Raw genomic sequence first — 19,183 nt, forward strand, 5'->3', positions numbered from 1 at the left:
TGCGGGCACGTGCCGCGCCGGCCGGAGCCTTCGATGCAGCGGCAGCGGCGGGCCCGCCGGCCATGGGGGCAGAAGTTGCCTGCTGGGCGTGCTGAGTCTGCAGCCATTCGTCGTAGGCCGCGCGCCGGACGGGGTCCGAGAGCACGTCGTAGGCCTCGGTGATGGCTGCCGCGCGCGCGGCGGCCTCCGGATCATCGGGGCGGCGATCCGGATGGAAGCGCTGAATCAGACTGCGGTAGGCCGCGCGCAGCACCTCGGGGCTGGCCCGGGCGCTGACTTCAAGGGTGTCGTAGTGGTTCACGGCGCTCAGTCCAGCCTGTCAAAGCTCGTCCGGCCGCCATCTCGCTCGGCCAGGACGAAGCGCCGGGGCTCCACGGAAAGAATGTCGTTGGCATCGTGCGTCACCCGGCCATGGGCATCGCGGAGGGTCCAGACCAGGCGCTGCCCCTCCAGTCGCCAGACGCCGTACTGGAGCACGGCGTCCTCGCGGCTGCGGATCTCCCATTCGCCGTTGTCACGCATCAGCAGCGGCGTGCTCAGGCGCGAGGACTTCCAGCGACCCACGAACTGCGAGGGCTCCAGCTTCTTCTGGCAAGCAGTGAGAGACGTGCCGGCCAAGCCTGCCATCATCAGGCCCCCGAGCATGCGGACGCGCAGCCTCATTCGTCCCTCATCCGTTCCTTCAATTGGCGCAGGCGCAGCTGCAGGCGCTTGCGGTCCGCGTCGTTGTTGGTCAAGGAGATCTCCAGCGCAACTTGCTCGGCCTCGAGCTTGAGGCGCTGCTGCTCTTCGCGGGCCGCCTCCATGGCGGCCTGCACGTTGCGGGAGGCCTCCTCGCCTCGGCGCCGGGATTCCTCCTCCCAGCGACGCTGTTCTTCCTCGACGCGACGGTTCTCGGTGGCGGCCTGGCGCTCGGCGTTCTCCTTGCGGCGGCGCTCGGCCTCCATGAGCTCCATCTCGGCCCGGTTGGCCGGCCTCACGCCATAGGTCTGGTAGTAGTCCTGCAGCATGGCCTGTTCCGCGGCGCGGCGCTCCTGGGCTTCGCGCAGCTCGATCTGATCGCGCGCGCTCTTGGTCGCGCAGCGGGAGACGCCCACCACCACGCCCAGCACCACCAGCAGCAGCACCGCGGAGCTCACCAGGCGGCGCAGGGCCGGCGACCAGTCGCTGAACAGACCGTCGCCACGCAGGCCGGACGGGGCGATGTCGGCCCGCGCCATCAGGGCGTCGGCCCGCAAGGCCAGGGCGTCGGCCCGCAGGCCCAGGGCATCGGCGCGGGCGCCGGAAACCGAAGCGGTGGTGGCCAGGGCTCCGCTGTACGGCACGGCAGCGGCGGCCTTGGCGGCGGCGTCCAGGTCAGCGTCGTAGCCGGCGCGCGAGATCGGGTCGTTGAGCGTGGTAAACGCCACGCGCAGCAGCTGCACGCGGTCGTTGAACTCCTGGGCCGAGAGGGTCGCACGCTGCGCCTCCAGGGCCTCCAGCTCCAGGCGGTAGCCCGTGCGCACCTCGGTCTGGGTGGCCTGCGGCCGCACGCCCAGCAACTCGTACAGATTCCTGTTGTCCTTCATTCCCTACCCCATTGACACCGTCCGGCACGGCTTCGTCGTCCCCGCACGCCAAGATGGCCGGCCCTCGACAGCGGCGCGGCGGGTCGGGGGCAAGTTTAGCGAGGAGCGGGCGCCGTTCGCGACGGCCGGCGCACTTTCTGTCGAAGTGGGCCCCTCCATGCTCGGGGTTTTCCACGACGAGGCCACACGGAGGCGCGCTGGCCGCCCGGGTCTTCAAGAGCCCGCCCCGCTGCCGACCTCCAACTGGCGCAGGCCCTCATCCACCGCGTCCAGCCAGCGCCGGTCCAGGTCGCGCTGGCACATCAGGTGCCGGGTGGGCGACTCCGCCATGCCCGGCAGCACCACCACCTCCAGCGCGCGCCCCGCGGCCCCCAGGTCCTTGAGCAGGTGCTCGGCCTCGTCCTGGTCGGTAAACATGAAATCCGCATGGCCCCGCACCAGCATGTGCACCTGGCGTGCAGGCGGTGCACTGACGCGGCGCACGCCGCCCGTGCGCTGGCGCAGCCAGGCGTCGAGCTGTGGCCCGTAGGAAGCGCCATCGGTCAGCAGCAGGCGCAGGCTGCTGTCCTCCACCAGGGCCTGAGCCGAGGGAAAGCGGCGCATGAGCGGCGCCGCCGCGCGGGTGCTCAGGAAGACCGAGGGCGACTCGCGATAGATCGGGCTGGAGAACCAGGCGGCGGCCTCCCGCTCCGGTGTCTTGAACACGCCGACCAGGCAGATGGGCGCGGCGCCATGGAGGATGTCCAGCAGAGAACGCTTCAACGGCGCCATCAGCAAGGGCGGCATGGGAAGCTCAGGGGGCCAGACCTTGCGCAACCGCTCCACCAGGGTCCCGGCCGCACGGCCCTGGGCGTCGGCGTACATCATGGGCGGGATGTCGAAGTAGTGCAGCTCGCGCGGCGTCTGGGCCAGGACGGATGAGGACATGCCCAGGCCGGCGACCAGCATCGGGATCGAGGCAAGGAGGCGGTTCACGGCGCGCGGGAAAGGCATCGAAGCGTCCAGTGTGCGCCCGGTCCTGCGTTTTGACAGTCCCATGAATCGGGGCACGCCATGGACCAATAGGCCCGGACCGTTGCCAGACCGGGCCTACGTCCCTTCAGCGCCGCGGCTTACTTGCGCGCGGGCGGCACGTCCGTGCAACTGCCATGCGCCACCTCGGCGGCCATGCCGATGCTCTCGCCCAGCGTGGGGTGGGGGTGGATGGTCTTGCCGATGTCAACGGCGTCGGCGCCCATCTCGATGGCCAGGGCGATCTCGCCGATCATGTCGCCGGCATGCGTGCCCACGATGCCGCCGCCGACGATGCGATGGGTCTCCTCATCGAAGAGCAGCTTGGTGAAGCCCTCGTCGCGGCCATTGGCGATGGCACGGCCCGAGGCAGCCCAGGGGAACAAGCCCTTCTTGACCTTCAGCCCTTGAGCCTTGGCCTGCTCCTCGGTGAGGCCCACCCAGGCCACTTCCGGGTCGGTATAGGCCACGCTGGGGATCACACGGGCGTCGAACTGGCTCTTCGCAAGCGCAGCGTCGCCCAGCAGCTCGCCGGCGATGACCTCGGCCGCCACATGCGCCTCGTGCACCGCCTTGTGGGCCAGCATGGGCTGGCCGACGATGTCGCCGATGGCGAAGATGTTGGGCACATTGGTGCGCATCTGCACGTCAACTGGGACGAAGCCGCGGTCGTTCACGGCAACGCCGGCCTTGTCGGCGGCGATCTTCTTGCCATTGGGCGTGCGGCCCACGGCCTGCAGCACGAGATCGTAGACGCCCTCACTCTTGCTGCCGTCCAGGCCCTCAAACTGCACCTTGATGCCATCGGGCGTGGCCTCGGCCCCGACGGTCTTGGTCTTCAACATGATCTTGTCGAAGCGGGGTTTGTTCATCTTCTCCCAGACCTTGACCAGGTCGCGGTCCGCGCCCTGCATCAGGCCGTCCATCATCTCGACCACATCGAGGCGTGCGCCCAGGGTCGAGTAGACGGTGCCCATCTCCAGGCCGATGATGCCGCCGCCGATGATCAGCATCTTTTTGGGCGTGCCCTGGAGCTGCAGCGCGCCGGTGGAATCGACGATGCGATCGTCCTGCGGCAGGAAGGGCAGGCGCACGGCGGCAGAGCCGGCGGCGATGATGGCCTTCTTGAAACGCACCACCTTGCTCGTGCCCGTCTTGTCCTGGGCCGTGCCGGTGGTCTCTTCCACGCTCAGGTGGTAGGGGTCGATGAAGCTGCCGTAGCCGCGCACGACCGTCACCTTGCGCATCTTGGCCATCTGCGCGAGGCCGCCGGTCAGCTTGCCGATGACCTTTTCCTTGTGGCCGCGCAGCTTGTCGATGTTCACGGTGGGCGCGCCGAAGTCCACGCCCAGGTCGGCCATGTGGCTGACTTCGTCCATCACGGCGGCCACGTGCAGCAGGGCCTTGGAGGGGATGCAGCCCACGTTGAGGCAGACGCCGCCCAGCGTGGCATAGCGCTCGACGAGCACGACCTTGAGCCCGAGGTCGGCGGCGCGGAAGGCGGCCGAATAGCCGCCGGGGCCACCGCCCAGCACGAGCACGTCGGCTTCGATGTCGGCGGCGCCGCTGTAGCTGCCCGCAGGCAGGGGCGCGGCAGGTGCCGCGGCAACAGGGGCCGGAGCCGGTGCTGCAGCAGGCGCTGGCGCCGGGGCCGGGGCGGCCTCGCTGTCCAGCGTCAGGATCACGGTGCCCTGGTTGACCTTGTCACCCAGGCTGACCTTGAGTTCCTTGACCACGCCGGCGTGCGTCGATGGGATCTCCATCGAGGCCTTGTCGCTCTCGACGGTGAGCAGGCTCTGGTCCACCTTCACCGAGTCGCCGGCCTTCACCAGCAGCTCGATGATGGCCACGTCCTTGAAGTCGCCGATGTCCGGGACCTTCACTTCTAGCAATGCCATGTCTGTCTCCATGTCCTCAAGGCGCGCCGATGATGGCACGGCCAGGATGATCAAGCGACGCGCGCGGATCCGGCTTCGCCGGGCCATCGCGCGTGCCCCCTCGAGGGGGCGCGCGAAGCGCGTAGGGGGTGGTTAAAGAGCGATGCGGCGGAAGTCGGCGAGCAGGGACGCGAAGTACACGTTGAAGCGTGCCGCCGCGGCGCCATCGATCACGCGGTGATCCCAGCTCAGGCTCAGCGGCAGCATCAGGCGCGGCTGGAAGGCCTTGCCGTCCCACTTGGGCTCGATCTGGCTCTTGCAAACGCCCATGATGGCCACCTCGGGCGCATTGATGATGGGCGTGAAGTAGCGCCCGCCGATGCCGCCCAGCGAGGAGATGGTGAAGCAGCCGCCGCTCATGTCGGCCGGACCCAGCTTGCCGTCGCGGGCCTTCTTGGCCAGCTCGGCCATCTCCAGGCTGATCTGGACGATGCCCTTCTTGTCGGCATCCTTGATCACAGGCACCACCAGGCCATTGGGCGTGTCCGCCGCGAAGCCGATGTGGAAGTACTGCTTCATCACGAGCGTGTCGCCATCCAGGCTGGCGTTGAACTCGGGGAATTTCTTGAGCGCCGCCACGGCGGCCTTGATCATGAAGGCCAGCATGGTGACCTTGACGCCGCTCTTCTCGTTCTCCTTGTTCAGGAGCACGCGGAAGGCCTCGAGGTCGGTGATGTCGGCATCGTCGTGGTTGGTGACGTGCGGGATCACCACCCAATTGCGGTGCAGGTTGGCGCCCGAGATCTTCTTGATGCGGCCCATCTCCTTGCGCTCGACGGGGCCGAACTTGGCGAAGTCCACCTGCGGCCAGGCCAGCAGGCCGGGGAAGGCGCCGCCACCGCTGGCGGCACCGCCCGCAGGCGCGGCGGCCTTCTGAGCCGTGGTCTGCATCTGGCCGGCCATCACGGCCTTGACGAAGCCCTGCACATCGGACTCCAGCACGCGGCCCTTGGGGCCGCTGCCCTTGACCTCATCCAGCGGCACACCCAGCTCGCGGGCCAGCTTGCGGATGGTGGGCGAGGCATGCGGCAGGCGGCCCTTGGCGGCCGTAGGCTCGTGCGCGGGCAGTGCGGGCAACGAGGCGCTTGCGACTGCCGGCGCTGCGGCGGCCTGGGCCGGTGCGGGTGCTGCGACAGCAGGGGCGCTCGCCGCAGGTGCAGCGACTGCAACCGCTCCAGCCGCGGTCTGCACCACGGCCAGCAGCGTGCCCTTGGCAACCTTGTCGCCCAGCTTGACCTTCAGTTCCTTGATCACGCCGGCATGCGAGGACGGGATCTCCATCGAGGCCTTGTCACTCTCGACGGTGATCAGGCTCTGCTCGACGCGGATGGTGTCACCGGCCTTGACGAAGACCTCGATCACGCTGACCTCGTCGAAATCGCCGATGTCCGGCACCACGACATCGACCAGGCCGCCGCCCGAAACAGGTGCGGCGGGTGCGGCGGGTGCGGCAGCAGGCGCAGGCGCAGCCACCGGCGCCGGTGCGGACGCCGCGGCGGCAGCCGTCCCGGCGCCCGCCCCCTCCACGATCAGCAGCAGGCTGCCCTCGTTGACCTTGTCGCCCACCGCGACCTTCACTTCCTTCACGACGCCGGCCTGGGTCGAGGGGATCTCCATCGAGGCCTTGTCGCTCTCGACGGTCACCAGGCTCTGGTCGATCTGGATCGTATCGCCCACCTTCACCAGCAGCTCGATCACTGCCACGTCCTTGAAGTCCCCGATGTCGGGCACCTTCACTTCAAGCATTGCCATGCGGATGTCTCCGTTGAATTCGTTGAGCTACGCGGACGGGCTCAGGCGTACAGGGGATTGATCTTGTCGGCCTTGATGCCGTACTTCGCGATCGCCTCGGCCACCTTGGCGACGGGCAGCCTGCCCTCGTCGGCCAGGCTCTTGAGCGCGGCCACGACGATGTAGTGGCGGTTGATCTCGAAGTGCTCACGCAGCTTGGTGCGGAAGTCCGAGCGGCCGAAGCCGTCGGTGCCCAGCACCTTGTAGGAGCGACCAGCCGGCACATAGGCGCGGATCTGCTCAGCGTAATTCTTCATGTAGTCGGTCGAGGCGATCACCGGGCCGCTGGTGCTGCTCAGCTGCTGGGTGACGTAGGCCGCGCGCGGCGCCTCAGTCGGGTGCAGCAGGTTCCAGCGCTCGGCGTCCTGGCCGTCGCGGGCCAGCTCGTTGAAGCTGGGGCAGGACCAGACATGCGCGCCAACGCCCCAGTCCTGCTCCAGCAGCGCCTTGGCGGCCATGGACTCGCGCAGGATGGTGCCCGAGCCCAGCAGGTTGACCTGCAGCGCGCTGCCCTCCTTGGCCGGATCCAGCAGGTACATGCCCTTGAGGATCTGCGCCTCGGTGCCGGCCTTGAGGCCCGGCATGGCGTAGTTCTCGTTGAGCAGGGTGATGTAGAAGAACACGTTCTCCTGGTTCTCCACCATGCGCTTGAGGCCGTTGTGCATGATCACGGCGACCTCATGGGCGAAGGTCGGGTCGTAGGAGACGCAGTTGGGGATGGTGCCAGCCAGGATGTGACTGTGGCCGTCCTCGTGCTGCAGGCCCTCGCCATTGAGCGTGGTCCGGCCCGAGGTGCCGCCCAGCAGGAAGCCGCGAGCCTGCATGTCGCCGGCCGCCCAGGCCAGGTCGCCAATGCGCTGGAAGCCGAACATCGAGTAGTAGACGTAGAACGGGATCATCACCCGGTTGTTCGTCGAGTAGCTCGTGGCGGCCGCGATCCACGAGGCCATGCCGCCGGCCTCGTTGATGCCTTCCTGCAGGATCTGGCCGGCCTTGTCCTCGCGGTAGTACATCACCTGGTCCTTGTCGACCGGGGTGTAGAGCTGGCCCTTGGGGTTGTAGATGCCGATCTGGCGGAACAGGCCTTCCATGCCGAAGGTGCGGGCCTCGTCAACGAGGATGGGCACCACGCGCGGACCCAGTTCCTTGTCGCGCAGCAGCTGGGTCAGGAAGCGGACGTAGGCCTGGGTCGTCGAGATCTCGCGGCCTTCCGCGGTGGGCTCCAGCACGGCCTTGAAGGTATCCAGCGACGGCGTCACGAAGCTCTCGTCGGCCTTCACGCGCCGCTTGGGCAGGTAGCCGCCCAGGGCCTGACGGCGCTCGTGCAGGTAGCGCATTTCCGGCGTGTCATCGGCCGGCTTGTAGTAGGGCAGCTTGGGCAGCTCGCTGTCGGGCACGGGGATGCCGAAGCGGTCGCGGATGTACTTGATGTCCTCGTCCGTCAGCTTCTTGGTCTGGTGGACGGTGTTCTTGCCCTCACCAGCCTTGCCCATGCCATAGCCCTTGACGGTCTTGACCAGCAGCACCGTGGGCTGGCCCGTGCCGTTGTTGTGGGCGGCGTGGAAGGCGGCGTAGACCTTCTCGGGCTGGTGGCCACCGCGGCGCAGCTCGAAGATTTCCTCGTCGCTCATGTGCTCGACGAGCTTGGCGGTCTCGGGGTACTTGCCGAAGAAGTGCTTGCGGACGTAGGCGCCGTCATTGGCCTTCATGGCCTGGTAGTCGCCGTCCAGCGTCTCCATCATCAGTTGCTTGAGCTTGCCGCTCTTGTCGCGCGCCAGCAGCTCGTCCCAGCCCTTGCCCCAGACCAGCTTGATCACGTTCCAGCCGCTGCCGCGGAACTCGCCTTCCAGCTCCTGGATGATCTTGCCATTGCCGCGCACCGGGCCGTCCAGGCGCTGCAGATTGCAGTTGATCACGAAGACCAGGTTGTCCAGGCCCTCGCGCGCGGCCAGGCCGATGGCGCCCAGGCTTTCCGGTTCGTCCATCTCGCCGTCGCCCATGAAGGCCCAGACCTTGCGATTGGCCGTGTCAGCGATGCCGCGGGCGTGCAGGTACTTCAGGAAACGGGCCTGGTAGATGGCCATCAGCGGGCCCAGGCCCATGGAGACCGTCGGGAACTGCCAGAAGTCCGGCATCAGCTTGGGGTGGGGATAGCTGGAGAGGCCCTTGCCATCGACTTCCTGGCGGAAGCTGTCCAACTGGGCCTCGCTCAAGCGGCCTTCCAGGAAGGCGCGGGCATAGATGCCGGGGGCGCTGTGGCCCTGGATGTAGAGCAGGTCACCGCCATGCTTCTCGCTTTCGGCGTGCCAGAAGTGGTTGAAGCCGGCGCCCAGCATGGAGGCCAGGGAGGCGAAAGAACCGATGTGGCCGCCCAGGTCCCCGCCGTCGGCCGGGTTCAGGCGGTTGGCCCGCACCACCATGGCCATGGCGTTCCAGCGCATGTAGGCGCGCAGGCGCTTCTCGATCTCGATATTGCCGGGGCAGCGCGCCTCCTGGTCAGCCGGGATGGTGTTGACGTAGGGCGTGGTGGCCGAGAAGGGCACGTCGATGCCGGCCTGGCGGGCATGATCGATCAGGGTGTTGAGCAGGAAGTGGGCCCGCTCGCTGCCTTCCTCGCCAATGACGGCGGACAGCGCGTCCAGCCATTCCTTGGTCTCGAGGGCGTCGGTGTCATGGGCGGCTGCGCCTGGGGTGGACTGGGGCTGCGCGGACATGCTGTCTCCTTGCAATTCTCTGGTGTCGCGACGTGGATTCGCAGTGTTGATGCCTGGCTTCAAGCCCCAGCGGTTGCCGTCACAGACGCAGCAATCCCGGAGCCCGCCAATGTTCCGGCCGGAGTGTCGCACAGCCTGGTTAATTTTTCCAAATCGTGCGATAGCGTTTCACATAATGAAATTCAGAGGGATTGCTCGCTGCCCTTGAGCTGGGCTGGGCGGGATAATCCACCCCATGTCTTCGCGTTTAGATCTCAAGGCCCAGCTGCGCCGCTGGTCCCAGCCCCTGCGCCTGCTGGCCACCACCTGGTGGCGCCGCCAGTCCCCTTCCCGACAGGACCGCTTCGCCACCCTGGGTCCGCTGATCTCGGTGCTGCTCTTCCTGGCGGCCATCATCCTGGCCTTCTGGTACCTGCGTAACGAGGAAATAGAGCGCGAGCAGGAGGCCGTCAAACGGGACACCGAGATCGCCCAGAAGCAGATCCAGCTGCGCCTGATCGAGAACCAGGAGCAGCTGGTGCGCATCGCCCGGGAAATCGCCACCCGCGCCACCGACACCCACGAGTTCAACACCCAGGCCAGCACCTGGGCCCGGGACCGACCCGAGATCACCCACGTCACCTGGCTCAGCAGCCGTCGCGAGCGGCGGGCCAGCGTCAGCGCGGCGGGCTACCAGGCGGACAGCCTCATGGCACTGGAGGGCAGCGACCCCTCCATGCCCGCAGGCCAGGCCGGCAGCGCCTCGGAGAACGCCTTCCAGCTGGTCAAGGAGCGGCGCCAGCCGGCCTACTCCCAGGCCTTCAGTGATGCCAACAACACCATGGTCTTCCAGGTCCAGGTGCCGCTGATCGACCGCACCGGCTTCTCTGGCGTGCTCATCGCGGAGTACACGGTGGAAGGCCTGCTGCGCTACTACGTGCCCTCGGACGTCGCCGTGCGCCACGCCATCGCCGTGCTGGACTCGCGCGACATGGTCGTGGCCAGCACCGTCACCCCCATGCCGGGGCAGAAGCTCAAGAAGCCCTCCATCTTCCATGAGGTGCCCCTGGCGCCGGCCTTCAACGGCCTGGTGCTGCGCGGCCAGGGCTACCGCACCTCGGTGGGCCTGATTTCCAACACCCTGTTCTGGATGGTGGTGGCGCTCTCGGTGCTGACGGTCTGGATGCTGCTGGGCACCTGGAAGCACATGCGCCGGCGCATGCAGGCCCAGAACGCCCTGATCAACGAGACCAACTTCCGCCGGGCCATGGAGAACTCCATGCTCACCGGCATGCGCGCCATGGACATGGAATCGCGCATCTCCTACGTCAACCCCGCCTTCTGTGCGATGACGGGCTTTTCGGAAGGCGAGCTGATCGGCCGCAAGCCGCCCTTCCCCTACTGGCCCCCCGACCGCTATGAAGAGAATGCCCGCCTGCTGCAACAGGAGATCCAGGGCCGCAGCCCGGCCGGCGGCGCGGAGGTCAAGGTCATGCGCAAGGACGGCACCACGTTTGATGCCCGCATGTACGTCTCGCCCCTGATCGACCCCAAGGGCAAGCAGACCGGCTGGATGACCTCGATGACCAACATCACCGAGGCCAAGCGCGTGCGCGACCAGCTCTCGGCCTCGCACGAGCGCTTCACCACCGTGCTTGAAGGCCTGGATGCCGCGGTGTCCGTGCTCTCCGTCCAGCAGGGCGAACTGCTGTTTGCCAACCGCAGCTACCGGCTGTGGTTCGGCGCCGACCCGAAAGGCCATGCCATGCTGGCCGGCGGCAAGCTGGGCCGCGGCAAGGAGGACCCCGACCATGACGAGGAGGTCGATGACTACTCCGGTCTGCCCGCCCAGCCCCTCATGGAGGTGGGATCGGACCCGCGCGAGGTCTACATCGACAGCCTGGAGATGTGGTTCGACGTGCGCGCCCGCTACCTGCAGTGGACCGACGGTCGCCTGGCCCAGATGCTGATCGCCACCGACATCACCGCGCGCCGCCGCGCCGAGGAGCAGGCCGCCCAGCAGGCCGAGAAGGCCCAGGTCACCAGCCGCCTGATGACCATGGGCGAGATGGCCTCCAGCGTGGCCCATGAGCTGAACCAGCCGCTCACCGCCATCACCAACTACTGCAACGGCATGGTCTCGCGCGTGCGCAACGACCAGATCGGCAAGGACGACCTGCTGGCCGCGCTGGAGAAGACGGCCAAGCAGGCGCAGCGGGCCGGGCAGATCATCCACCGCATTCGCAACTTCGTGAAGCGCAGCGAGCCGCAGCGCGCGCCCTCCCAGGCGCACGACATCGTCGAAGATGCGGTGGAGCTCGCCGGCATTGAGCTGCGCCGGCGCAATGTGGCCATCCACACCTACGTGGCCCAGCGCCTGCCCACGCTGCTGGTGGATCCCATCCTGATCGAGCAGGTGCTGATGAACCTGCTGAAGAACGCCGCCGAGGCCATCGACAACGCGGGCCTGCCGGTCTCGCGCCGCCACATCGAGCTGCGCGTGGTGCCCAAGCACACGCCCGAGCTTGGGGCCAATATCGAGTTCTCGGTGACCGACATGGGCCCGGGGCTGCCCGAGGAAGTCATCGAGCGCATGTACGAGGCCTTCTTCTCGACCAAGGCCGATGGCATGGGCATCGGACTAGGGTTATGCCGGTCCATCGTGGAGTCCCACCAGGGCCGGATCCGTGCCGAGAACTTATACAATGGCTCGGCGATCGTGGGGTGCAGGTTCGCCTTCACCATCCCCGTCGAAATCCCGCGCCACGAGGCGCCGGGCACAGCCCAAAACACTGCAGAGACACCATGAGCCTGATTCCGAAGAAGGGTACCGTCTACGTTGTCGATGACGATGAAGCGGTGCGCGATTCCCTGCAATGGCTGCTGGAAGGCAAGGACTACCGCGTGAAGTGCTTCGATTCCGCCGAGTCCTTCTTGAGCCGTTACGACCCGCGCGAAGTGGCCTGCCTGATCACCGACGTGCGCATGGATGGCATGAGCGGCCTGGACCTCCAGGACAAGCTGCTGGAGCGCAAGAGCCCGCTGCCCGCCGTCTTCATCACCGGCCATGGTGACGTTCCCATGGCCGTGAACACCATGAAGAAGGGCGCGATGGACTTCATCGAGAAGCCCTTCAAGGAAGAGGAGTTGCTGGCCCTCGTCGAGCGCATGCTGGAGCAGGCCCGCGTGGAGTTCTCGCAGCACCAGGAAGCGGCCAGCCGCGAGGCCCTGCTGTCGCGCCTGACCACCCGCGAAGCCCAGGTGCTGGAGCGCATCGTCGCCGGCCGCCTGAACAAGCAGATCGCCGACGACCTGGGCATCAGCATCAAGACCGTGGAGGCGCACCGCGCCAACATCATGGAGAAGCTCAACGCCAACACCGTGGCCGATCTGCTCAAGATCGCCCTGGGCGCCTCGGCCCAGGCCAAGGCCTGACGCTTCACCCCATCCCAGAAAAGCCGCTGAAGTTCCAGCGGCTTTTTGCATTCTCCGGAGCCTTTCCCCCATGACCGCAACCCTCATCGACGGCGTCGCCCTCTCCAAGCAACTTCGCACCGAGGTGGCGCAACGCGCCGCCGCCCTGGCCCCGAAGGGCATCAAGCCCGGCCTGGCAGTGATCCTGGTGGGCGACAACCCGGCCAGCCAGGTCTATGTGCGCAACAAGGTCAAGTCCTGCGAGGACGTGGGCTTCCATTCGGTGCTGGAGAAGTACGAGGCCAGCATGAGCGAGGCCGAGTTGCTGGCCCGTGTCGAGGCGCTCAACAGCGATCCTGCCATCCACGGCATCCTGGTCCAGCTGCCCCTGCCCGACCACATCGACGACCACAAGGTCATCGAGGCCATCTCGCCGCTGAAGGACGTGGACGGCTTCCACGTGGCTTCGGCCGGCGCGCTGATGGTCGGGGAGACGGGCTTCAAGGCCTGCACGCCCTATGGCTGCATGAAGATGCTGGAGAGCATCGGCATGAAGGACCTGCGCGGCAAGCATGCCGTGGTGATCGGCCGCTCCAACATCGTGGGCAAGCCCATGGCCCTGATGCTTTTGCAGGCCAATGCCACCGTCACCATCTGCCACAGCGGCACAGCCGACCTGGCCGCGATGACCCGCCAGGCCGACGTGGTTGTTGCCGCCGTGGGCAAGCGCAATGTGCTGACTGCGGATATGGTCAAGCCTGGCGCCGTGGTCATTGACGTGGGCATGAACCGCAACGATGAAGGCAAGCTCTGCGGCGACGTGGACTTCGACGGCGTGCGCCAGGTGGCAGGCTGGATCACGCCGGTGCCTGGTGGTGTCGGCCCCATGACCATCACCATGCTGCTGGTCAACACCATGGAGTCAGCCGAGCGCGCCGCCGGGGCCCGCTGAACCCAGAGCGGCATCGACCGCCTCAACCGGCCAGCGCACCAGAGACAACGCAAGAGGCCTCAGCGCCCAGGGAGATTTCGTGAAAAACCCACTGCTCAGTACCGCCCCCCTGCCCTCCTTCGCAAGCATCCGCCCGGAACACATCCAGCCGGCTATCAGCGAGCTGCTGGAGGGCGCCCGCCGCGCCCAGACCGAGGCCACAGCCGACGCCACGCCGGCGGACTTCGACACCCTGGAGCGCGTGCTCAGCACGGCCACGGAGCGGCTGTCCGTCGCCTGGGGCGCCGTCAGCCACCTGAACGCGGTGGCCAACACGCCCGAGCTACGCGAGGCCTACAACGCCATGCTGCCGGCCGTCACCGAGTTCTACACAAGCCTAGGCGCCGACGAGAAGCTCTTCGCCAAGTACAAGGCCATCCAGCGGGCGCAGGGAGCGTCGCTGAACCCGGCCCGCCAGCAGGCCCTGCGGCACTGGATCCGCGACTTCGTGCTCTCCGGCGCCGACCTGCAGGGCGAAGCCAAGGCCCGCTTCGCTGCCATCCAGGAGCGCGCCGCCGAGCTGGGCCAGGCCTTCAGCGAGCATGTGATGGATGCCACCGACGGCTGGGTGCACTACGCCAGCCCCACCGAGATGGCCGGCGTGCCCGAGGACGTTCTGGCCCAGACCGCTCAGGCCGCCGAGCCGGACGGCAAAGCCGGCCTGCACAAGATCACCCTGCACTTCCCCTGCTACTTGCCGGTGATGCAGTACGCCAGCCATCGGCCGCTGCGCGAGCGCGTCTACCGCGCCTACGTCACCCGCGCCAGCGAGCTTGGCGACAAGCCCGAGTGGGACAACAGCGCCCTCATGCAGGAGATGCTGGCCCTGCATCAGGAGGAAGCCGCCCTGCTGGGCTATGCCAACTACGCCGAGGTGTCCCTGGTGGCCAAGATGGCGGAGTCCCCCGCCCAGGTCATCACCTTCCTGCGCGAGCTGGCCGCCAAGGCACGCCCGCATGCCCAGCGCGACCTGGACGCCCTGCGCGCCTTCGCCCGCGAGCAGTTGGCCGCAGAGTTCCCCGAGGGGCAGCTGCAGGCCTGGGACCAAGCCTATGTCTCCGAGAAGCTGAAGATGGCCCGTTATGCCTTCAGCGACCAGGAGGTGAAGCAATACCTGACCCTCCCGCGCGTGCTGGAGGGCCTGTTCAGCATCCTGGAGCGCGTCTTCGGCGTGCGCCTGATCGCCGACACGGCCGAGGTCTGGCATGAGTCCGTGCGCTTCTACCGCCTGGAGCGCCAGGGGCAGCTGATCGGACAGGTCTACCTCGACCTCTACGCCCGCACCGGCAAGCGCCCCGGCGCCTGGATGGACGAGGTCCGCGGCCGCTGGCGCCGCCCCGAGGGCTCGCTGCAGCTGCCAGTGGCACATCTGGTGTGCAACTTCGCGTCGCCGGTGGGCGTGAACGGACAAGAGCGGCCGGCGCTGCTGACGCATGACGACGTCACCACCCTCTTCCACGAGTTCGGCCACGGCCTGCACCACCTGCTGACCCGCGTCGAGGAGGCCGGCGTCTCTGGCATTTCCGGCGTCGAATGGGACGCGGTAGAGCTGCCCAGCCAGTTCATGGAGAACTTCTGCTGGGAGTGGGAGGTGCTGCAGCAGCTCTCCCGGCATGTGGACAGCGGCGAGCCCCTGCCCCGCAGCCTCTACGACAAGATGGTCGCCGCCAAGAACTACCAGGCCGGCCTGCAGACGCTGCGCCAGATCGAGTTCGCGCTCTTCGACATGCGACTGCACGCCGAGCCCGGAAGCGAGCAGCACATCCAGCAGGTGCTGGACGCCGTGCGCGCGGAGATCTCTGTCAATCCGCCGCCGGCCTTCAACCGCTTCCAGCACAGCTTCTCGCACATTTTTGCGGGCGGTTACTCTGCGGGTTATTACAGCTACAAATGGGCCGAGGTGCTCTCGGCCGACGCATGGAGCGCCTTCGAGGAAGAAGGCGTTTTCAATCCGGCCGTAGGCCGGCGCTACCTGGAGAACATCCTGGAAGTGGGTGGCTCGCGCGACGCCATGGACAACTTCAAGGCCTTCCGCGGCCGCGAGCCGCAGATCGACGCCCTGCTGCGTCACCAGGGCATGGCGGCCTGAGCCTGCCCAGCCGCAGGGCGTGCCGCTGCGGCTGGATGGATGGCGTGAGCAGCGGTGGGTGGCGGTGGTGGGCAGCGGGCCTTCTGGCAGAACCGCTGGTGGGGCCGCTGGGTGGTCAGTTGCTAAGGTAGCTGACAGGCCCGCGGAGCCCCTCGGTAGCGCCTGCCTCTGGGCCCGAGCACGAAGCCGGACAGACAGGCCGCCTGGCGCGTTGACCTCAGGCCGCCAGGTCCAGGGCCGTCCCCGGCTCCAGGCCCAGGCGGCGGGCCATGCCGGCGCGCAGCTTCAGCACGGAGCGTGCTTCCTGGCAACGCACCGTGCTCCAGGGCCGAACGCCGGTGACGATGCGCGCCACCGTGCCGTCGGCATTCAGGAAGACGGCATCCACCGCCTGGTTCATCCACCAGGTGGACAGCGTCCGGCTGGGGGCGATCCACAAACCGTAGCTCTTGGCGCGCCCGTAAGTGGGCAAGGGTTCTCCAATGGGACGCCGCCACCAGGGCAGGGTCTTGTGCACGTGATAGGGCGTCGCCTGCCCGTCCACATGCAGGGCAATCGTGGCCATTCCAATCTCTCCTCGCTGCGTTGCGCACCGGGGCTTTTGTCTCGATCCCTTGTGCGGCAATGCCTTGCATTCAGGCAGCCCTCCCCGACTGCCACACTCCCGCTGGCATGCCGGCGGGAGACGGACGATAGCGTGGCCCCACGGCGCTGTCCGTCAGCAGCGGTGAAAAGAGGTAAGGGAATGTGGAGGGCCGGTGGCGGCGCTGCGGACCGGGGCCTCAGTCCAGCGCCAGGCGCTGCTGCAGGCGCTGCAGCGCGGCCTCGTCGCGGCGGCCCTGGGCGCAGCTGTGGCCCTGCTGGCAGCGCACGCCGCCCTGGCCGGGCTGCAGCACGATGCCGGGCCCGGCCTCGCCCCGCCACTGTGCCTGCACGCCCTTGCTGCTGAAGGGCTCGCTGGCTGCGGCGCTGCCGTCGGGCGGCTCGCGGGACTCCACCGCCACTTCGCCGCTGAGAACATGCACCTGGGTGGCCTGGCGCCCGTCCACCTCCACCAGGAACTCCGTGCCGCGCACGGCGGTGACGGCGCTGGGCGTGCGCACCTGCCAGTGGCCACCGGCCACCGGCGCCACCTTCTGCCCCAGCAGGCCCAGCTTCAGCATGAAGCTGGCCATGCGCGGCTGGCCGGCCACCGACTCGAAGTGCTCGACCAGCAAACGGCTTTGCTCGGCCATCACGAGCACGGAGTCGTCCGGGCAGTGCAGCTTGAGGCGGGCGCCCTTGGCCGTGCGCAGCTCCATGCCCGCCGGCACCGCGAGGCCGGCCTGCACGGCGCCCTGCCGTGCGCCCTGCTGCCACTGCGCGCTGCCTTTCAGCGAGCGCACCTCGCAGGCCGTTGCAGCCGGGTCCGCGGCCAGGCTAGGGCCGGCCCAGACCGCCATGGCCAGCACGGCCCAGGCCGTCGGGCGAGAGGGCCCGGGTGTCCACAAGAAAACAGGCACGAGGCGCATGAACTTCTCCTGCAGGGGACTGCGCAGAGTCTAGCCCTCCTGCCGCGCGCTGCGCAGACCGCCGATGCGGGGGGGGCGATGTCGCCGATTTTCCTGCCCTCCTCGCCTTGCCGCAGCGCTCTGCTGGGGCGCAGAATTCCGGCATCTCGCCAGAGATATTGCCGGAGGTGCCCGCATGAACGCCCCATCCGCACCGCGCCTGCTGCGCAGCGCTCTCCTCGCGGCCCTGCTGCTGGGCCCGGTCGCCGCGCCTCCTTTGCTGGCCCAGCAGTCGGCCAATGCGGCACTGGACCAGTGCATACGCGGGCAGCAGCGCGGCAGCGGGCTTCTGGGCGGCCTGCTGGGCGCGCTGGGAGGCCTGGGCGTGCACCTGGGGCGGCGCAGCGAGGACCGCAGCAACGAGCGCGGCGGCGTCAGCATCAGCGTGGGGGCCGGCACTGGGGGCGCGCTGGGTCTGGCCTCGGCCTACTTCAACGCGGCCGCCACGTGCTTCAAGAAGCATCCGGAATGGCTGCCCGAATCACGACTGGAGCGCGGCCAGGACGTCGAGGCCTTGGTGCGCGAGACCGACTACCGCCCCGAACAGGGCCTGCTCGCCCGCAGCACCCAGGTCGACATGCCGCCCCAGGCCCGCCCCGACAGCGCGGTGGAGGTGCGCAGCCGCTTCATCCTGTTGACGCCCGATGGGTCCGAGGCCGCCGTGCAGATCGAACGCCGTCTCTTCGCCGTGGTGGAGGGCCAGGAGAGCGCCCTGCCCCTGCCCGCCCAGGCCCAGGAGCAGCGCGTGCTGCCGCCCGGAGAGCACCTGGACCTCGTGCGCCTGCCCATCCCCAAGGACGCACCGCTGGGCACGGTCTACCGCCTGGAGTTCCGCATTCGCGCGGGCGAGCTGCCGGCCTCCAGCGCACAGGCGCAGGTGCAGGTGATTTGATGCGGCGCCGCGCGCTGATGGCGCTCTCCACCGTGCCCTTGCTCTCGCTGGCGGGCTGCGTTGCGCCCCAGCAGGTGCGCGGCTATGAGCGGGTCTACCAGGCTCACCAGCTGAGCGACCAGCAGCTCGCGCAGTTGCAGGCCCGCCTGCGCGCGGAAGGCCTGGCCGAGGCCCGTGTGGCACGCGACACGGTCGGTCGCGCGCAGCTGCTGGGACGCTATGCCAGCGAGGAGCAGGTGGAGACCGCCTTCGTGCTCGCCCAGGCCCTGCTGGGCCCGACGGCGGTCTCGCCCTTCTACCCCACGGACATCGCCGAGCGGCGCTGGGAGCGCGAGGCCGCGCTGGCCCTGCAGGCCCATGCCCAGGCCCGCCAGCGCCAGGCGCCGCCCTCGCGCCGGCGCGCGCTGCTGATCGGCATCAACCAGTTCCTGGACGATCGCCACTTGCGCCCCCTGCAAGGCGAGGACGACGCCCGGCGCGTGCAGCAGTACCTGGCCCGGGCCGGCTACGAGACGACCGCCCTGCTGGGGCCCGAGGCCACGCGAGGCGCCATCGAATCGGCCATCGCCGCCGTCGGCCGGGCCCTGGGCAGCGATGACGAGCTCTTCATCTACGTCTCCAGCCACGGCGCCCTGCCCCTGCCGGGCCCGGCGGGCGGGGACGACCGGCGCATGTCCATCGTGGCCTACGACTCGGGCGATGCGATGGGGCCGCGCAGCCGAGACGCCGCCGAGTACCTGCTGCGCCTGCAGCGCAGCAGCGTGCGGGACAGCCTGCTGCAGGACCTCGCCCAGCGCCCCAGCCGCCAGACCCGGGCCCTGATCGACACTTGCTACAGCGGCGAGATGTTGCAGTCCCTGCGCCAGGAGCCCCTGCCCGCCGGCCTGGCGGAGCAGCGCGAGGGCATCGCCCTGCAGCCCTGGGCCGCCACGGCACGCGCTCAGCGCTCGCGCTACACCCTGCTGACCGCCACCAGCCCCGGCGAGCTGGCCCTGGGGCCGCCACCGCGCGAGGGCAGCTTCGAGAGCCCGCTGCGCAGCGGCCGCCGCCTGCGGGGTTCCTTCTTCACCCAGCTGCTGTTCGAGTGCCTGGAGCAGCGCCAGGGGCTGCTCCAGGAGGCCTTTGCCGATGCCGAGCGCCTCACCGCGCAGTTGGCCCGCCAGGTCAGCGCCGGCCGGCTGACACAGACGCCTCGCCTGCTCAGCACCATGGCGCGCGGGCAGGACCGGCTCTGAACGCGACGCCGC

15 protein-coding genes are annotated in these 19,183 nt (G+C 68.5%); 6 read left to right on the top strand and 9 right to left on the bottom strand.

Going from position 1 to position 19,183, the window contains the following annotated elements:
* The 7 genes from H5407_RS04410 to aceE all read right to left on the bottom strand — a co-directional run.
* On the bottom strand, window positions 1–301 hold a 301-nt coding region (locus H5407_RS04410; RefSeq protein ID WP_183103225.1), incomplete at its 3' end, for a DnaJ domain-containing protein.
* Between the two features lie 5 nt (window positions 302–306).
* Window positions 307–663, bottom strand: a complete 357-nt coding sequence (locus H5407_RS04415) for a hypothetical protein (protein WP_183103226.1) — start codon at window positions 661–663, stop codon at window positions 307–309.
* On the bottom strand, window positions 660–1,568 hold the full coding sequence (locus H5407_RS04420; RefSeq protein ID WP_183103227.1) for a hypothetical protein: 909 nt from the start codon (window positions 1,566–1,568) through the stop codon (window positions 660–662). Before H5407_RS04420 ends, H5407_RS04415 begins: the two co-directional genes overlap by 4 nt.
* Before the next feature lie 213 nt (window positions 1,569–1,781).
* Window positions 1,782–2,543 carry an ABC transporter substrate-binding protein gene (locus H5407_RS04425; protein ID WP_183103228.1) on the bottom strand — a complete coding sequence of 254 codons (762 nt, stop codon included), beginning with the start codon at window positions 2,541–2,543 and terminating at the stop codon, window positions 1,782–1,784.
* 137 nt (window positions 2,544–2,680) lie between these two features.
* Entirely contained in the window at window positions 2,681–4,477 is a 1,797-nt protein-coding gene (gene lpdA, locus H5407_RS04430; RefSeq protein ID WP_183103229.1) for a dihydrolipoyl dehydrogenase, read from the bottom strand.
* A gap of 132 nt (window positions 4,478–4,609) precedes the next feature.
* A complete protein-coding gene (gene aceF / locus H5407_RS04435) occupies window positions 4,610–6,268 on the bottom strand; it encodes a dihydrolipoyllysine-residue acetyltransferase (protein WP_183103230.1) in 1,659 nt (552 codons plus the stop codon).
* A gap of 41 nt (window positions 6,269–6,309) precedes the next feature.
* Window positions 6,310–9,021 (bottom strand): pyruvate dehydrogenase (acetyl-transferring), homodimeric type, encoded by a 2,712-nt coding sequence (aceE, locus tag H5407_RS04440; RefSeq protein ID WP_183103231.1) that lies wholly within the window; start codon window positions 9,019–9,021, stop codon window positions 6,310–6,312.
* A gap of 235 nt (window positions 9,022–9,256) precedes the next feature.
* Between aceE and H5407_RS04445 the strand changes: the two genes are divergently transcribed.
* The 4 genes from H5407_RS04445 (at window position 9,257) to H5407_RS04460 (ending at window position 15,494) form a co-directional block, all read left to right on the top strand.
* Window positions 9,257–11,809: a PAS domain S-box protein gene (locus tag H5407_RS04445; protein WP_183103232.1), complete on the top strand. Its 2,553-nt coding sequence runs from the start codon at window positions 9,257–9,259 to the stop codon at window positions 11,807–11,809.
* A complete protein-coding gene (locus H5407_RS04450; RefSeq protein WP_183103233.1) occupies window positions 11,806–12,435 on the top strand; it encodes a response regulator transcription factor in 630 nt (209 codons plus the stop codon). Before H5407_RS04445 ends, H5407_RS04450 begins: the two co-directional genes overlap by 4 nt.
* A gap of 70 nt (window positions 12,436–12,505) precedes the next feature.
* Window positions 12,506–13,366: a bifunctional methylenetetrahydrofolate dehydrogenase/methenyltetrahydrofolate cyclohydrolase FolD gene (folD, locus tag H5407_RS04455; RefSeq protein ID WP_183103234.1), complete on the top strand. Its 861-nt coding sequence runs from the start codon at window positions 12,506–12,508 to the stop codon at window positions 13,364–13,366.
* 79 nt (window positions 13,367–13,445) lie between these two features.
* Window positions 13,446–15,494, top strand: a complete 2,049-nt coding sequence (locus H5407_RS04460; RefSeq protein ID WP_183103235.1) for a M3 family metallopeptidase — start codon at window positions 13,446–13,448, stop codon at window positions 15,492–15,494.
* Window positions 15,495–15,711: 217 nt separating this feature from the next.
* On the opposite strand, the gene H5407_RS04465 is transcribed toward H5407_RS04460, so the two are convergent.
* Window positions 15,712–16,059: a DUF192 domain-containing protein gene (locus tag H5407_RS04465; RefSeq protein WP_183103236.1), complete on the bottom strand. Its 348-nt coding sequence runs from the start codon at window positions 16,057–16,059 to the stop codon at window positions 15,712–15,714.
* Window positions 16,060–16,276: 217 nt separating this feature from the next.
* Window positions 16,277–17,005, bottom strand: coding sequence for a FecR domain-containing protein (locus H5407_RS04470; RefSeq protein WP_183103237.1), 729 nt, complete (start codon window positions 17,003–17,005; stop codon window positions 16,277–16,279).
* A gap of 175 nt (window positions 17,006–17,180) precedes the next feature.
* Here H5407_RS04470 and H5407_RS04475 point away from each other — a divergent pair, with 175 nt between their 5' ends.
* Window positions 17,181–17,936, top strand: coding sequence for a hypothetical protein (locus H5407_RS04475; RefSeq protein ID WP_183103238.1), 756 nt, complete (start codon window positions 17,181–17,183; stop codon window positions 17,934–17,936).
* On the top strand, window positions 17,936–19,171 hold the full coding sequence (locus H5407_RS04480; RefSeq protein ID WP_183103239.1) for a caspase family protein: 1,236 nt from the start codon (window positions 17,936–17,938) through the stop codon (window positions 19,169–19,171). Before H5407_RS04475 ends, H5407_RS04480 begins: the two co-directional genes overlap by 1 nt.
* Window positions 19,172–19,183 lie beyond the last annotated feature (12 nt).

The organism is Mitsuaria sp. WAJ17, assembly GCF_014174515.1.
In the GTDB taxonomy this organism is placed as follows: Bacteria; Pseudomonadota; Gammaproteobacteria; order Burkholderiales; family Burkholderiaceae_C; genus Roseateles_B.

Coding starts and splice junctions, on each gene's coding strand:
- H5407_RS04415 (WP_183103226.1), bottom strand. CDS start 663: ATGAGGCTGCGCGTCCGCATGCTCGGGGGCCTGATGATGGCAGGCTTG.
- H5407_RS04420 (WP_183103227.1), bottom strand. CDS start 1,568: ATGAAGGACAACAGGAATCTGTACGAGTTGCTGGGCGTGCGGCCGCAG.
- lpdA (WP_183103229.1), bottom strand. CDS start 4,477: ATGGCATTGCTAGAAGTGAAGGTCCCGGACATCGGCGACTTCAAGGAC.
- aceF (WP_183103230.1), bottom strand. CDS start 6,268: ATGGCAATGCTTGAAGTGAAGGTGCCCGACATCGGGGACTTCAAGGAC.
- aceE (WP_183103231.1), bottom strand. CDS start 9,021: ATGTCCGCGCAGCCCCAGTCCACCCCAGGCGCAGCCGCCCATGACACC.
- H5407_RS04445 (WP_183103232.1), top strand. CDS start 9,257: ATGTCTTCGCGTTTAGATCTCAAGGCCCAGCTGCGCCGCTGGTCCCAG.
- H5407_RS04450 (WP_183103233.1), top strand. CDS start 11,806: ATGAGCCTGATTCCGAAGAAGGGTACCGTCTACGTTGTCGATGACGAT.
- folD (WP_183103234.1), top strand. CDS start 12,506: ATGACCGCAACCCTCATCGACGGCGTCGCCCTCTCCAAGCAACTTCGC.
- H5407_RS04465 (WP_183103236.1), bottom strand. CDS start 16,059: ATGGCCACGATTGCCCTGCATGTGGACGGGCAGGCGACGCCCTATCAC.
- H5407_RS04470 (WP_183103237.1), bottom strand. CDS start 17,005: ATGCGCCTCGTGCCTGTTTTCTTGTGGACACCCGGGCCCTCTCGCCCG.
- H5407_RS04475 (WP_183103238.1), top strand. CDS start 17,181: ATGAACGCCCCATCCGCACCGCGCCTGCTGCGCAGCGCTCTCCTCGCG.
- H5407_RS04480 (WP_183103239.1), top strand. CDS start 17,936: ATGCGGCGCCGCGCGCTGATGGCGCTCTCCACCGTGCCCTTGCTCTCG.